At 68.2% G+C, this 14253-nt stretch carries 12 protein-coding genes; 3 read left to right on the forward strand and 9 right to left on the reverse strand.

Annotated elements, in window-relative coordinates:
• Nucleotides 1-5 precede the first annotated feature (5 nt).
• The 7 genes from derK to eltD all read right to left on the reverse strand — a co-directional run bounded on the left by derK (nucleotide 6) and on the right by eltD (nucleotide 8347).
• Complete coding sequence (gene derK, locus ACXYX3_RS14700; protein WP_458608031.1) at nucleotides 6-1754, reverse strand: D-erythrulose 4-kinase; 1749 nt, start codon at nucleotides 1752-1754, stop codon at nucleotides 6-8.
• Nucleotides 1751-2878, reverse strand: a complete 1128-nt coding sequence (locus ACXYX3_RS14705; protein ID WP_241206152.1) for an ABC transporter ATP-binding protein — start codon at nucleotides 2876-2878, stop codon at nucleotides 1751-1753. The genes derK and ACXYX3_RS14705 overlap by 4 nt, the downstream gene beginning before the upstream one ends.
• A complete protein-coding gene (locus ACXYX3_RS14710) occupies nucleotides 2875-3981 on the reverse strand; it encodes an ABC transporter ATP-binding protein (RefSeq protein ID WP_241206151.1) in 1107 nt (368 codons plus the stop codon). Before ACXYX3_RS14710 ends, ACXYX3_RS14705 begins: the two co-directional genes overlap by 4 nt.
• Nucleotides 3981-4862, reverse strand: coding sequence for a carbohydrate ABC transporter permease (locus ACXYX3_RS14715; protein ID WP_241206150.1), 882 nt, complete (start codon nucleotides 4860-4862; stop codon nucleotides 3981-3983). Before ACXYX3_RS14715 ends, ACXYX3_RS14710 begins: the two co-directional genes overlap by 1 nt.
• A gap of 4 nt (nucleotides 4863-4866) precedes the next feature.
• Nucleotides 4867-5823 (reverse strand): carbohydrate ABC transporter permease, encoded by a 957-nt coding sequence (locus ACXYX3_RS14720; protein WP_241206149.1) that lies wholly within the window; start codon nucleotides 5821-5823, stop codon nucleotides 4867-4869.
• A 14-nt stretch (nucleotides 5824-5837) separates the two neighbouring features.
• Nucleotides 5838-7217 (reverse strand): extracellular solute-binding protein, encoded by a 1380-nt coding sequence (locus ACXYX3_RS14725; protein WP_458612094.1) that lies wholly within the window; start codon nucleotides 7215-7217, stop codon nucleotides 5838-5840.
• A 65-nt stretch (nucleotides 7218-7282) separates the two neighbouring features.
• The gene (gene eltD, locus ACXYX3_RS14730) at nucleotides 7283-8347 is read right to left on the reverse strand and encodes an erythritol/L-threitol dehyrogenase (RefSeq protein WP_458612095.1); all 1065 of its coding nucleotides are present in this window, start codon (nucleotides 8345-8347) and stop codon (nucleotides 7283-7285) included.
• A gap of 157 nt (nucleotides 8348-8504) precedes the next feature.
• Between eltD and ACXYX3_RS14735 the strand changes: the two genes are divergently transcribed.
• Entirely contained in the window at nucleotides 8505-9560 is a 1056-nt protein-coding gene (locus ACXYX3_RS14735; protein WP_458608032.1) for a sugar-binding transcriptional regulator, read from the forward strand.
• A 32-nt stretch (nucleotides 9561-9592) separates the two neighbouring features.
• On the forward strand, nucleotides 9593-10348 hold the full coding sequence (locus ACXYX3_RS14740) for an SDR family NAD(P)-dependent oxidoreductase (RefSeq protein WP_255730663.1): 756 nt from the start codon (nucleotides 9593-9595) through the stop codon (nucleotides 10346-10348).
• A 6-nt stretch (nucleotides 10349-10354) separates the two neighbouring features.
• Here the strand turns inward: ACXYX3_RS14740 and ACXYX3_RS14745 are convergent, their stop codons facing one another.
• Nucleotides 10355-11839 carry an FGGY-family carbohydrate kinase gene (locus ACXYX3_RS14745; RefSeq protein WP_458608033.1) on the reverse strand — a complete coding sequence of 495 codons (1485 nt, stop codon included), beginning with the start codon at nucleotides 11837-11839 and terminating at the stop codon, nucleotides 10355-10357.
• Nucleotides 11840-11874: 35 nt separating this feature from the next.
• Between ACXYX3_RS14745 and ACXYX3_RS14750 the strand changes: the two genes are divergently transcribed.
• The gene (locus ACXYX3_RS14750) at nucleotides 11875-12801 is read left to right on the forward strand and encodes a LysR family transcriptional regulator (RefSeq protein WP_458608034.1); all 927 of its coding nucleotides are present in this window, start codon (nucleotides 11875-11877) and stop codon (nucleotides 12799-12801) included.
• 3 nt (nucleotides 12802-12804) lie between these two features.
• On the opposite strand, the gene xylB is transcribed toward ACXYX3_RS14750, so the two are convergent.
• A complete protein-coding gene (gene xylB, locus ACXYX3_RS14755) occupies nucleotides 12805-14199 on the reverse strand; it encodes a xylulokinase (protein ID WP_458608035.1) in 1395 nt (464 codons plus the stop codon).
• Nucleotides 14200-14253: the final 54 nt, after the last annotated feature.

Consider the following 14253-nt stretch of genomic DNA (forward strand, 5'->3'; position numbering starts at 1 on the left):
GCTGGTCACTTCCCTTTCGCTGTTGTGCGAGTCGAAATCGTGGCGGCGACGGTGCGCAAGCACATCGCCAGAGACGTCGCGCCCGCATCGGGGGTACCCACGCTGCGCTCGGCCAACGGACGGGCCCGCCCCACCTTGGGTCGCATGTCGACCGTGGCCTGCGCCGCCTCGGCTGCGACCTCGGCCGCTTCGCCCCACGCCTGTTGCCACGGTGTCCCGTCGGTGAGCCGACGCTCGAAGTCGTCGACGAAGGGCAGCAGCGCGTCGAGCATCGTCTTGTCTCCCGGTGCAGCGCCCCCGAGCGACACCAACGCGTCGTACCCGTCTCGCATTCCGCCGGCGACGGTCTCGCCGTCGGGCCGGCCGGTGTCGCCGAGTCGGGCGCCGAGCGCCGACAGCAGCGCACCCCACAGCACACCCGAGGTGCCACCGGCCTTGGCCGCCCACTCTCTTCCTGCCTCGGCGAGCACCGAACCCTGACCACCGCCGGCATCGACCGCCCGCTGCGCTGCCGAGCAGGCCGCGGACGAGCCCTTCACCATGCCGCGGCCGTGATCGCCGTCGCCGGCGACGGCGTCGATGCGGCCCAGCTCGTCCTCGGCCCCGGCGAGCATGTCGGCCATCGCCGCGAGGGCATCCAGTACGACTCGCGCGCCGCGGCGGCCCTCGTCGTCGGCGAGTTCATCCAGTGCCGGCCCTGCCGATTCGGCCTCGAGTTCCTCGGCGCTGCGACGTTCCCCGGTGCTCGCCGTGTCTGTCGGCGCACCCTTGCGGTAGGCGGGCGTGTCGGCAGGGGCGGTCCAGTACCGTTCCAGCTCCTCGTCGAGCCACATCACGGTCAGCGAGCAGCCGGCCATGTCGAGGCTCGTGACCAGTTCGCCCACCTCGGGTTCGACGATCTCGAAGCCGCGGTCACGCAGGAGCCGGGCGACCGTCCCCCATACGACGAACAACTCTTCGTACTTGGTGCGGCCCAGGCCGTTCAGGATCACCGCGAGCCGGGTCGACGTGGCATCGGGACGGTCGGCCAGCACACCGTCGACGAGGGTCTCGGCCAGCGCTTCCGCGGTCGGCATCGGTTCGTCGGCCACGCCCGGCTCTCCGTGGATGCCCAGCCCGACACCCATCGTGCCCTCGGGCACCGTGAACAGCGGATGGTCGGCGCCGGGCATCGTGCAGCCGTCGAAGGCGACCCCCAGCGTGCGGGTCGCGGCGTTCGCAGCCTCGGCGACGCGGACCACACCGGCCAGATCGAGACCCTCCTCGGCCGCGGCACTGGCGCACTTGAAGACGGTGAAATCACCGGCGATGCCACGCCTTTTCGCTTCCTCGCCGCGTGGCGCGCTGGCGATGTCGTCGGTGACGGCGAAGTACTCGGCCTCGATGCCTTCGCCCCGCAGCTGCGTCACCGCGAGGCCGAAGTTCATGACGTCTCCGGCGTAGTTACCGGTGGTCAGCAGTACGCCGGCATCGCCATGGGCGGCCCGTGCCACCGACGCCGCCTCCTCCGCCGATGGCGAGGTGAAGATGTTGCCCACGACGGCACCGTCGGCGAAACCGACACCGACCGTTCCACAGAACGCCGGATAGTGCCCCGATCCGCCGCCGATGACGACGGCGACCTTGCCCGGCCGGGTCCGGTGTGCGCGCACCACACCACCGGGTACGCCGGCGACGTAGCGGGAATTGGCATCGAGGAACCCGACGAGCATGTCCTCGGTGAATCTGGCAGGGTCGTTGTAGAGCTTCGTCATCGCAGTCGCTCCCCGGTCTCGGCGTCGAACAGGTAGACCCGCTCGGCCGGCGCGGTCACCGAGACCCGCTGCTCGGGTTCGTGGCTCTGTTCGGCCGGGGTCTGCACCACGATACCGTCCTCGATGCCCGCCACCGTGGTGGTCGCGAGCCCGAACTCCAGCAGGTGCTCGAAGTAGGCGACGGTCGCCGCGAGCCCCTCGCCGCCCCGTTCGGTCAGGGCGCAGTCCTGCGGACGGATGCCGACCGTGACCGCGGTGCCGTCACCGACCGTCGTCGCTGATGTCGCCAGAGTTCCTGCGCCCGAACCGATCTCGACGTGGACACGGCCGTCGCGGGTTCGCGCGACGCCCGGTAGCACGTTGATCGCGGGCTCACCGACGAAGCCGGCGACGAAGAGATTGGCCGGATCGTCGAACACCTCGTCGGGCGTGCCGAACTGCTGCACCACGCCGCCGTCCATCACGGCCAGCCGATCCGCCAGCGACAACGCCTCCACCTGGTCATGGGTGACCACGATCGTCGTGTAGCCGAATTCGCGCTGCAGCACCTTGAGTTCACGGCGCACCCGGTTGCGCGCAGAGGCATCGAGGTGGCTCAGCGGCTCGTCCAGAAGCAGCACCGGAGGGTTGCGCACCAGTGCGCGGGCCAACGCGACGCGCTGCTTCTGCCCGCTGGACAGGCTGGCCGGCCGCAGCGCGAGCAAATCGTTCATCTCGAGCCGATCGCTGATCGAGGCGACCATCTTCTCGGCCCCCTTGACCTTGCGCGCCTTCAGTCCGTACAGCAGGTTGTCGCGCACCGACAGCGGCGGATACAGCGCGTAACTCTCGAAGCCCACGCCGATTCCGCGCTTGGCGGCGGGCAGCTGCGAGATCTCGCGCTCACCGATCTTGATGGAACCGCTGGTGACCGTTTCCAATCCGGCGATCATGCGCAGTGTGGTGGTCTTGCCACACCCCGACGGGCCGAGCAGCGCCACCAGCTCTCCCGGCCGGATGTCGAGGTTGATGCCCTTGACCGCGGTCACCGCATCACGGCCGCGCGACGAATAGGTCTTCACCAGGTCGCGCAGAGTCAGGCTCTGCGCGCTCTGCTGGGTCGTGTTGTCGGTCGCGACGCTCACTGCACTGCCTCCAGGGTCTGGTCACTGAACCGGCTGGTGTCCCCGTCGCCCGGGGTGAACACGTGCACGTCGGACTCGGCGATGCGCATCGTGACCTCGTCCCCCTCTCCGACCCCGTGGCGACCCGAGGTCAACGCGATCAGCTGCGCTCCGCCCACATCGACGGTCAGCTCGATGTTGCGGCCGAGCCGCTCGGCGAGCAGCACCCGCCCCCGCAGCGATCCCTCTCGGCTCGTCACGTGGATGTCGCAGGGGCGCAGCCCCACTCGCACGCGGGTTCCTCGGTCGCATCGCACGTCCGGCGGAATCGGCACGTCGAGGGAACCGTCACCCAATCGGATGCGGCCGTCGTCGACGACACCGTCGAGCAGGTTGATCTCAGGCTGACCGAGAGCGCGCGCGACGAATGTATCGGCGGGCCTGCGCCAGATCTCCTCAGGGGTACCGATCTGCATGAGCCGGCCGTCGCGCATCACCGCGATCCGGTCGCCCAGCGCCAGGGCCTCCTGGTAGTCGTGCGTGACGTAGATCGTCGTGGTGTTCGACATCGCGCCGAGCTGCTTCAGCTCGGCACGCATGGCCGCACGCAGTTTCGCGTCCAGGTGGCTCAGCGGCTCGTCGAGCAGGTAGACGTCGGCCGGACGGACCAGCACGCGACCGAGCGCCACGCGTTGGCGCTGACCGTTCGACAGCTCCCGGGGCAGCCGGTTCTTCAGGTGGTCGATACCGAGCGTCGTGGTGACCTGGTCAATGCGCTTGGCGCGCTCGGATTCCGTGTACTTGCCGGTGCGACCGGACTTCAGCGGCGAGGCCAGGTTCTCGGCGACGGTCTTCTGCGGGTACAGGGCGTAGCTCTCGAACGCCATCGCGACGTTGCGGTGGTACGGCTCCACCGCGGTCATGTCCACCCCGCCGATCGACACCGAACCGGAGTCGACGTCGACGAGGCCGGCGATCGACTTCAACGTGGTCGTCTTGCCCGCGCCGCTGGGGCCCAGGATCACGAAGAACTCGCCGTCGGCGATGTCGAGCGAGATGCCGTCGACCGCGCGGACGTCCTTGCCGTAGGTCTTGCAGATGTCAGTGATCTTGACCGTGGCCATCAGGCTTTCACCGCCCCGAATGACAGGCCTCGCACCAGGTATCGCTGGATCGTGAGCGCGAGGACGAGTGGTGGCAGCGCGGCGATCAACGCCGCGGCGGCCGTGAGGTTGTAGTACGCCTGGCCGCCGCCCCCGAGGAACTTGGTGATGGCGACGGTGACCGTGCCGGCGTTGCTGTCGGCCAGGATCAACGGGAACACGTAGTTGTTCCAGGCGAAGATGAACGCGAGCAGCGCCGCGGCGGCGATACCGGGACGCACGATGGGCAGCGCGACCATCAGGAACGCGCGGCGACGGGTGTAGCCGTCGAGCAGAGCGGCCTGTTCGAGATCTTCGGGCAGGTCCTGGAAGTAGGAGCGCAGAATCCACACGACCAGCGGCATGGTGACCAACTGAAGCACCCAGATCATCCCGACCTTGGTGTCGAACAGGCCGATCTGGTTGTAGATCACGAACAGCGGCACGATCACCATCAGCTCCGGCGCGAACCGGAAGGACAGCATCTGGAACATCAGGTCATTGCTGCCGCGGTACTGCCAGCGACCGGCCGCGTAGGCAGCCGGGATGCCGATGACCAGCGAGACGATAACCGCGCCACCGCAATTGAGCAGGCTGGTCAACAGCGAGGCCTTGAAGTCGACGCTGGTCATCTGCGTGCCCTTCTCGGACACCACGGTGGCGAAGTTCGACCACGTCGGACTGAACGAGAAGTAGGTGGTGGTCTGCTGTTCGGCGTTCTTGAGGGCCAGCATCAGCATCCAGAAGATCGGGAACAGCGAGAAGATGAACCAGATGACCAGACCGACGTCGGCGGCGACGGCACCGATCGACCAGCGCCGCTGACCGGGCTGCAGTTCGGCTCGAGACAGGTTGAGGGCCATGCTGTTACGACTCCGCTCCGGCAGCGCGGCGCTGCGCCTTTCCGAGCACGCTCACCAGGTAGCGCGCGGTGATGAACACGATGATCCACAGCAGCAGCATGTAGGTGCTGCCGCGGGAGTAGTCCAGGTTGATGATCGAGTCCTCGAAGGCGCCGATCTGCAACGTGCGGGTGGCGACGCCGGGGCCGCCCGCGGTCAGCACGAAGATGTGGTCGAAGACCTTGAGGTTGTCCATGAACCGGAAGATCACCGCGACCAGGATGTAGGGCCACAGCATCGGCAGCATCAGCTTGCGGAACATGTAGAACCAGCTCGCACCGTCGACGTCGGAGGCCTCGAACGGCTCCTTCGGCAGCGAGCGGATACCGGCGAGCACGAGGATCGCCACGAACGGGGTGAAGATCCACACGTCGACCAGGATCACCGAGAACAGTGCATTGCTCGCCGACAGCCAGTCGAACGTGTTACCGAGGCCGAGAACGTGATTGAGGATGCCGAACTGCGGGTTGAACATCAGCTTCCAGATGACGCCGGCGATCACCGGCGCGATCATCAGCGGCAGGATCAGCACCTTCTCGAAGATCTTGCCGATGATGCTGGACCTGTTGAGCAGCAGCGCCAGCCCCACCCCGAGCACCGTCTCGACCGCCGTGGCGGCGATCGCGAAGATCGCGGTGACCTTGACGCTCTGCCAGAACACCCGGTCACCGAGCACCGAGGCGAAGTTGTCGAACCACACGAAGTGCGGATTCGGGTTCACCGCAGCGTAGTTCAGGAACGCGTAGTACGCGCCGACGAAGAACGGGTAGAGGATGCCGATGACGATCACCAGGGCGGGGATCGACAGGAGATAGGGTCGCAGCTTGCGCCGCCATGTCGGCACCTCGGGCAGCGACCGCCCGTCGCCGGCCGAGTCAGGGCGCGGCGACGCCGCAGGCGCCGTGGATGTCTGAGTCGTCATCGATGCCAGAGCTCCTAGAGGTTGACCTTGGACGTGTTGGTCTTGGCGAGGCTGCGCAACCGGGACGCGGCGTCCTCACCGCCATAGATGTCCTGCAGCGCCACCGCCCAGTTCTGCGTGGTGTCGAAGAACTTTTTCTGCGGGGTGAACTGGATCTTGGACTGGCCGATCACCGTCTCGAACGCCTCGAGATAGCCGAACTGATCCGCCGCGACCCGCTTGAAGGTGGTGTCGAACACCGACTTTCGCACCGGATCGGCGTAGGTGCCACCCTCGACGGCCTTGTTCATCGACTCCTTGCCAGGGGCCCACTGGATAAACAACCACGCCGGGAGCTTGTTGCGCGAGTTGGCGCTCATCGCCCAGCTCCACGTCCACAGGTTGGTCTTGTAGTTGCCGTCCGGGCCCGCCGGTCCGGCATACCATGCGATGTTGCCGGCCTCTTTGCTCGCTCCCGGCTTGTTCTTCGGGTACGTGGCACTGTCGGCGTCGTAGACCATCATGGCTTTCCCGTCCCCGAGATCGCCGGTGGCGTTGGGATAGTCGTAGGTGGTCCATGACGTCGGCCCCGCCTCGTGCTGCATCTGAATCCACTTCTTGGTGAAGTCGATCGCCTTGTCGCTGTCCATCTCGGCGATGAGCTCCGAGCCGTTCCAGGTGTAGTCGACAGCACCTTCGCGGGTGTACTGCGTCATGAAGCCGGGGTGGATGGTCGCCCAGGACTTGGAGCCTCGCGTGGAGATGCCGTACCGGTTCTGCGAACGGTCGGTCAGGTCGACGGCCAGCTGGATGAAGTCATCCAGGTTGTCGGGTAGCCGCGTGATGCCCTTCTCGTCGAACACCCGCTTGTTGTAGGCGACGACGTTGTTCTCGAATCCCCACGGGATGGCCCACTGCCCGCCCGTCCCCAACGGCTGGCCCAACTCGAAGTCCCAGCGCGTCGAGGTGCGCAGCCCCTCGAAGATGTCCTCGAAGTCGTACTCGGCGTTGGTGGCCGCACTGTTGGTCAGCCACGGGTTGAGATCCTCGATCCATCCCGGTGGACCGTACTGCCAGATGAAGTACGCACCGAGCATGAACGCGTCGTGCTTGCCGGAGCCGCCGGCCAGTTCGGTGTTCAACTTGGTGAAGTAGTCCGCCTCGGGCACCAGGTCGACGTTGACATTGATGCCGGTCAACTCGGTGAACTCTTTGAGCAGAGGTTGGTAGGACAGCTGGTACGGGTGTGGGGTCTGCAGGATGTTGATGGTCGACCCGGCTGCCTTGCGCCAGTCGAAGCCACCGGTCACCGCGCTCGCGCCGTTGGGCAGGCTCGCCTTGCCGCCGACACCGCACGAACTCAGCACCGGCACACTGGCGGCGGCGGCACCGGCCACACCGAGCGCCGCGAGCATCTTCCGTCGCGAGAACTGCTGGCCCATGGGAGAATTCGAGAACACGCTCATCAATGGTCCTTGTCTCAGGCGGGGATCAGGGAGACCTTGACCGATTCCTTGCCGCTGGCCACGAGCTCGAGGCCCTTCTGGAACTCGGTCAGCGGGAGCTGATGGGTGCAGATCTGATCCATGGGCAGGGTGCCGGATTCGATCATCCTGATCGCCGCGGGCCAGCAGTACGGGCCCAGATGGGCGCCGAGGACGTCGAGTTCCTTGTCGTCGCTGATGATGCTCCAGTCGACGGTCACGTCACTGCCGAAGACGCCGTATTCGACGTAGCGGCCGAGCTTGCGTAACAGGTTGAGCCCCTGCGGGACTGCCGAGGGATGCCCGGTGCCCTCCAGGTACACGTCGGCGCCGTAACCGTCGGTCAGCTCCTTGACGATCGCCACGGCGTCCTGCTCGGCGATGTTGATCGTGATGTCGGCGCCGCAGAGTTTGGCCAGCTCGAGCTTCTCGGGCGCCATGTCGAGGGCGATGACGTGCATGGGGTTCTTCGCGCGGGCGCCGGCGACCATGCCCAACCCGATGGGGCCGCACCCGGCGACGACCACGACGTCTTCGAACAGGATCTGTGCGCGCTCGACCGCGTGCAGGGAGCACGACAGCGGTTCGGCGAAGGCGGCGTGGTGCGGTGCGACGTCGTCAGACACTTTGTGCACCAGCGCTTCTGCCGGGTAGACCATGTAGCTGGCCATTGCGCCCGGGGTGCGCCGCTTGAAGCCGTACAGATCGTGGGGCTGGCACATGTGGTACTGGCCGCGCTTGCAGAACCGGCACTCCCAGCAGGGCACGATCTGCTCGGAGACGACCCGGTCGCCCACGGCGATCCCCCACCGGGACGCGGCTTCGTCGTCGAGATCGACCACGCGGCCGACGAATTCGTGACCGGGGATCACCATGGTCTCGGCCCAGGCGGGCCGGTTCTCGTCGCCCCAGAACTTTGCCGCGCCGTGGTAGCACTTCAGATCGCTGGCGCAGATTCCGACCGCTTCGACTTTGACGAGCGCTTCACCGGGACCGCGCCGGGGAACCGCCACCTCCTCCAACCGATAGTCGTTGGGCCCGTGGCAGACCACCGCCTGCATCTTTTCGGGGATCTTGTGATCGGACACCGTTTGAGCTGACAACGCAGGTTCCTCCCTCTGTGTTCGGAGTCACAGTAGCGAAGGCGTGCACATCTGTCCAGAACATCTGTTCAGTGAACTTCTTTCCAGAGCAGGCGTTCGGTGTCATACTTTGCCCATGCCCAGGCCGTCCGCGCCCGCCACCGCGTCGGCGAAGTCGGATGGTGGCGCGCCCGAGGCCGAGAGCAGCCATTTCCCGGCCACGCTGCTCTACACCGCGGCGCGGCTCTACTACGAGGACGAGGCCACGCAGGCGGAGATCGCCGAGAAGCTGGGTACCAGCCGAGCGACCGTGAGCAGGCTTCTCGCCGAGGCGAAACGCCAGGGCATCGTCCGTATCGAGGTGGTGGCACCAGCCGACGCCCCGCCCACCGAGCTCGCCGATCGGGTGGCCCGTGCGCTGAATCTGAACAGCGTCTACCTGTCCCCGCCCCTGCCCGCGCCCGGTCCGGGCCGCAGCGTGGTCGACATCATGGGCCGGGAGCTCGCGCCGGCGACGGCTCGGGCGCTTTCCGAAGCGGGTTTGCTGCCGGGCGACGTGCTGTTGGTGTCGTCCGGCCGCACGGTCTACGAGTTGGCCCAGCACGAGCTCACCTCGCTGCCCGGCGTGGTGGTGACGCCCACGGTCGGCGGCAACGACCAACCGTACGAGTGGTACCAGACCAACGAGATCACCCGGCTGGTCGCCAACCGCGTCGGCGGGCGCGCCAATTACCTGTTCGCACCCGCACTTCCCGGGCCCGCGCTCTACGACTCCCTGCTCGAGGATCCGAGCATCCAACGCGTGGTGCACCAGTGGCCGCACGCCCGGTGCGCACTGATGGGTGTCGGCGCCCCGCCGCTGACCCGCTCCGACATCCCCCAGTTCGTGCCCACCGGCTCGTCGTCGCTGCGCGCCGCCGTCGGCGACGTCTGCTCGCGGTTCTACGACCGCAACGGCGCACCCGTCGACTTCGACGGTGCGGAACGGCTCATCGCGCTGGAATTGGAGACACTTCGCCACATCCCGGTCACCATTGCGGTGGCGATCGGCAAGGACAAGGTCGACTCCATCACCGCCGGCGCCCGCGGTGGCTACTTCAACCGCTTGGTCACCGATCCCGGGACCGCCGAGGCGCTGCTCGAGGCCACCGATGACCCCGCCGATGGAGACGTAGCACAGGAGGTTTCGTGACGAGCACCGCTGAGCAGAGATACGCCGGGGTGATGCGGCTGCACGGCAAACGCGCGCTTATCACCGGCGCCACCAAGGGCATCGGCGCCGACATCGCCCGTGCGTTCGCCGCTGCCGGCGCCCACCTGGTGCTCAGCGGGCGCGACGAGACCGAACTCGCCCAGGCCCGGCGCTCGCTCGGTGATGAGTACGGCGTCGAGGTACAGGCGGTGGTCGCCGACCTCGCCGCCCCGGACGGCCCGACGGCGTTGAGCGCGAGGGCATCCGAGGCTTTCGGCGGTCTCGACATCCTGGTCAACAACGCCGGCATCTCGCTGCCCGAATCGGTCGTCGCCACCACCGCCGAGAACTTCGACGCGACGATGGCGGTGAACCTGCGCGCTCCGGCGCTGCTGGCCGCCCGGATCGGGGCGCTGATGGTCGACCAGGGCACCGGAGGAGCCATCGTCACCGTCGCCTCCGCGGCAGCGCTGGCCCCACTGCCGGAGCACTACGCCTACTGCGCCTCCAAGGCCGGTCTGGTGATGGCGACCAAGGTGCTCGCCCGCGAACTCGGACCGCACGGCATCCGCGCGAACTCCGTCTGCCCCACGGTGGTACTGACCGAGATGGGTCAGCGGGTATGGGGTGAGGAAGCCAAGGCCGCGCCGATGATCGCTCGAATCCCGTTGGGCCGCTTCGCTGTTCCACACGAGGTATCCGACGCGGTGGTGTGGCTGTGCTCGGACGCCGCCAGCATGATCAACGGCGTCGACCTCCCCGTCGACGGTGGCTACACGATGGGCTGACGCGGCTCAGCCGGCGTCGGCGTCTGCGGCGAGCCGGTGCACCTGCTGCCGCGTGGCGGGATACAGCTGCGCCCAGGTGGCGAAGAGCTCCTCGTAGCGGGCCTGGTTGCGCGGATCGGGCGTGATCTCGCGCTCGATGGTGGCCCAGTCGGTGTCGGGGGGAACGAGCCCCACGCCGATGCCGGCCAGCAGTGCGTCGCCGTAGCTGGCTCCGATGGCCTGCTCGGGTACCAGCTGCGAGCGGCCGGTGACATCGCTGATCGCCTGCGCCCACACCGGGCTCTTCAGCCCGCCCCCCACCGCTACGGTGCGGCTGGCCTCGTGTGCGTCGTCGAACCGGTCGAGTATCTGCCGGATGCCGAACGCGATGCCCTCGTAGGCCGCCCGGAACATGTGTCCGCGCCCGTGGCGCAGAGTGAGTCCGGCGAGCACGCCACGGGCGTTCGGATCGAACACCGGAGTGCGCTCTCCGGCCAGGTACGGCAGCATCAACAGGCCTTCACTGCCCGCGGGTACGGCCATCGCCTCGGCCGTCAGTTGCTCGAAAGATGGCTTGCCCGTGACCGATTGCAGCCAGTTGATCAGCGTGCCCGCAGTCGAGGTGCCTGCCGCGAGTGCCAGCGTGCGCGGGTCGACGCCCGCGGTGGTCCAAAGCGCGGGATCGCTGTGATACTCGTCGATGACCTGGACGAGGAACATCGTCGACCCGTACATCAGCATCTGATCGCCGGGGCGGCGCACCCCGACCGAGAAGGCCTCCGAGTACGCGTCGACGGTGCCCGCGGCGACGGGAACCCCCACCGGCAGACCGGTCTCGCGGGCGGCCGCGGCGCTCACCTGTCCGACAACGTCGCTCGGCCACACCAGCGACGGCAGCGGGAGCGGTCCGCAGATGCGCTCGGCCCATTCCCGGTTCCAGTCGAAATCCCGGGTGGCGTAGAGCGGGTCGCACTGGCTCGCGGTGTGGTGGTCCATCACGTACTCCCCGGTGAGCTTCGCTGCGATGTAGGAGTTGGAGCCGTACCAGCCGGCCGCGGCGTCGAACACGCGCGGTTCGTGGTGGCGCACCCATTCGATCTTGGGGCCGACGGCTTGACTGGACAGCAGCGTCCCGGCCCGTTCGAGGATCTTCGCCTCACCTAATTCCGCTGTGAGAGAGTTGATTTCGGCGTGCGCGCGGGTGTCGATGCCGTACAGGATGGCCGGTCGCAGCGGGCGCAGATCGGCATCGCAGAGGACCAGGCACGGTCCGACCCCGCTGACGCACACACCGGCCAGCGTCGCGCCCGCGGGTTGGCGGGTCATCAGCGCGGTGCTGATGGCGCACACCTCGTGCCACCACACCTTCTCGGCGTCGACTTCGGCCCACCCCGGCCGCGGAAGATCCATGCCGTGGCTGATGGTCTCGGTGGCGAGCACGGTGCCCGAGCTGTCGACGAGAACTCCCTTGGTGCTTCCGGTTCCCATGTCGATGCCGAGCAGCGTGTCCACGAGCCAACCCTACGTGGGAGAGGACAATCACCGGCGTGGACTTCCGCCGACTGCAGCTTCTGCTCGCGCTGTCGCGCCTCGGTTCGATGCGGGCCGTGGCAGACGAGTACCACCTCACCACGTCGACGGTGTCTGCGCAGATCGCCGCGCTCAGCCGGGAAACGGGGGCGCAGCTGATCGAGCCGCAGGGCCGACGGGTGCGTCTGACCCCGGCGGGCCGCCGACTGGCCGATCATGCGGTGACCATCCTCGCCGCGGTGGACCGGGCACTCCTGGACCTCGACGCCGATGCCGATCCGGCCGGCACCGTCCGCGTCGGCGGGTTCGCCACCGGCATCCGGGTCTCGCTGCTCCCGATCGCCGCGCACTTGCGCGAGCGCATGCCGCAGGTGGACTTCATCATCAGCGAGTACGAGCCCGTGGAAGCGTTTCGGCTGTTGACCGCCGACGATCTGGATCTGGCACTGACCTATGACTACAACCTGGCCCCGGCTTCCCCGGGAGCGCTGCTGGAAGCGGTGCCGCTCTGGTCCATCCGGTGGGGCCTCGGGGCGCCGACCGCCACCGCCCGCAGCATGCCCGCGCTGCGCGACTACGCCGACCACGCGTGGATCGTCAACTCCCGCAACACCGCCGACGAGGATGCGGTGCGCACGCTGGCGTCTCTGTCCGGCTTCACCCCGCGCATCGCCCACCAGATCGACAGCCTCGACCTCGTCGAGGAACTCATCACCGCCGGCTACGGGGTGGGACTGTTGCCGATCGAGCGGCCCACCGCCGCGGGAGTCACCGTGCTGCCCCTGACCGATCCCGACGTGGTGCTCACCGCCTACGCCGTCACCCGGGTCGGCCGCGCCGACTGGCCGCCGCTGCGGGCGGTGCTGGACGCGGTGCGACCGCCACCGGGTGCGGCGCTGCCGCGACCGATGTGGCCGCGCCCGGAGGCCGCGCGGCCCACCTGAGCGTCAGCGCAATGTCAGCCGCTCGGCCGTTCTATAGCGATCAAGCACCTCCGGCGTGGGATCCGCCTCGTGCACGGTGGTGTCCGCCAGGGACCACTGCGGCGGATTCTCTCCGCCCGCGAGCGACCAGGCCGCCTGCCGCGCGGCGCCGATCGCGACGTACTCGGCAGGCGCCGGGACATGGACGGGCGCCCCGAGAACCGCCGGCGCCACCTGCCTGACCGCCGCGGAGCGGGCTCCGCCACCGATCAAGATGATGCGGTCGACCGCGACGCCGTGTGCCCGGATCTTGTCGATGCAGTACGCCATGGAGGCCAGCAGACCCTCGACAGAGGCGCGGGCGATGTTGGCGGCGGTGAAGTTTCGCGTGGTGATTCCGTGCAACGCGCCCGCGGCGTCGGGCAGGTTGGGTGAGCGCTCCCCGTCCAGGTACGGCACCAGCGTCAAGCCCTCGGCGCCGACCGCGGCGCTGAGCGCGAGCCGGTCGAACTCGTCGAAGTCGACACCGAGCATGCGAGCCACCGCGGCGAGCACGGGCGCTCCGTTCAGCGTGCAGACGAGGGGCAGTTGCCGACCTGTTGCATCGGCGAATCCCGCGACGATGCCCTCAGGGTCATGGGGCGCCGTCGCACCGACCGCGCTGACCACGCCGGAGGTACCCAGAGACACCACACAGTCGCCCGGTCCGGCACCAAGGCCGAGCGCCGCCGCGGCGTTGTCGCCCGCTCCGGCACCCAGCAGCGCGCCGTGGGCGGTCTGCAACGCCGAGCCGGCGGGGGCGACGACGGTCGGCAGGGCGGGATGACGCCCCCGCAGCGCCAACTCGAGCAACTCGGCGTCGTAGGAATCCGTGGCCGCCGAGAAGTATCCGGTGCCGCTGGCGTCGCTGCGATCCGTGGTCAGCTCGCCGATGTCCGAGGAACCGGACAGCCGCCAGGTCAACCAGTCATGGGGCAGGCAGACCGCAGCGGTGGCGTCGGCGTGCGCCGGTTCGTGGTCGGCCAGCCACCGCAACTTGGTGGCGGTGATGGCCGCGACCGGCACGACACCTGTGCGGCTCGCCCACTCGTCGGGACCACCGAGTTCGTCGACCAGGTCGGCCGCCGCGCCGGCCGAGCGGGTGTCGTTCCACAGCAACGCGTCCCGGACCACGTCGCCGGTGTCGTCGAGGCACACCATGCCGTGCTGCTGCGCGCCCACCGAGACCGCAGCGACGTCGTCGATACCGCCCAGCTCGTCGATGCTCGCCTGCAGCGCTTGCCACCAGTACGCCGGCGCCACCTCGGTGCCGCCCGGGTGGGGACTGGCCGCCGACCGCACGGTCTGGCCGGTCTCGGCATCACAGATCAGTACTTTGCACGACTGGGTGGAGGAGTCGATTCCCGCGACGAGTGGCACGCCTGCGAAGCTACCCCGACGGGACGCCCGGTCGGGTTTGGTCGCCGAACCGCG

Source organism: Mycobacterium sp. Panama NTM2 (genome assembly GCF_054355555.1).

Coding starts and splice junctions, on each gene's coding strand:
- ACXYX3_RS14720 (WP_241206149.1), bottom strand. CDS start 5,823: ATGACGACTCAGACATCCACGGCGCCTGCGGCGTCGCCGCGCCCTGAC.
- eltD (WP_458612095.1), bottom strand. CDS start 8,347: ATGCAGGCGGTGGTCTGCCACGGGCCCAACGACTATCGGTTGGAGGAG.
- ACXYX3_RS14740 (WP_255730663.1), top strand. CDS start 9,593: ATGCGGCTGCACGGCAAACGCGCGCTTATCACCGGCGCCACCAAGGGC.
- ACXYX3_RS14710 (WP_241206151.1), bottom strand. CDS start 3,981: ATGGCCACGGTCAAGATCACTGACATCTGCAAGACCTACGGCAAGGAC.
- ACXYX3_RS14715 (WP_241206150.1), bottom strand. CDS start 4,862: ATGGCCCTCAACCTGTCTCGAGCCGAACTGCAGCCCGGTCAGCGGCGC.
- ACXYX3_RS14725 (WP_458612094.1), bottom strand. CDS start 7,217: ATGCTCGCGGCGCTCGGTGTGGCCGGTGCCGCCGCCGCCAGTGTGCCG.
- ACXYX3_RS14735 (WP_458608032.1), top strand. CDS start 8,505: ATGCCCAGGCCGTCCGCGCCCGCCACCGCGTCGGCGAAGTCGGATGGT.
- derK (WP_458608031.1), bottom strand. CDS start 1,754: ATGACGAAGCTCTACAACGACCCTGCCAGATTCACCGAGGACATGCTC.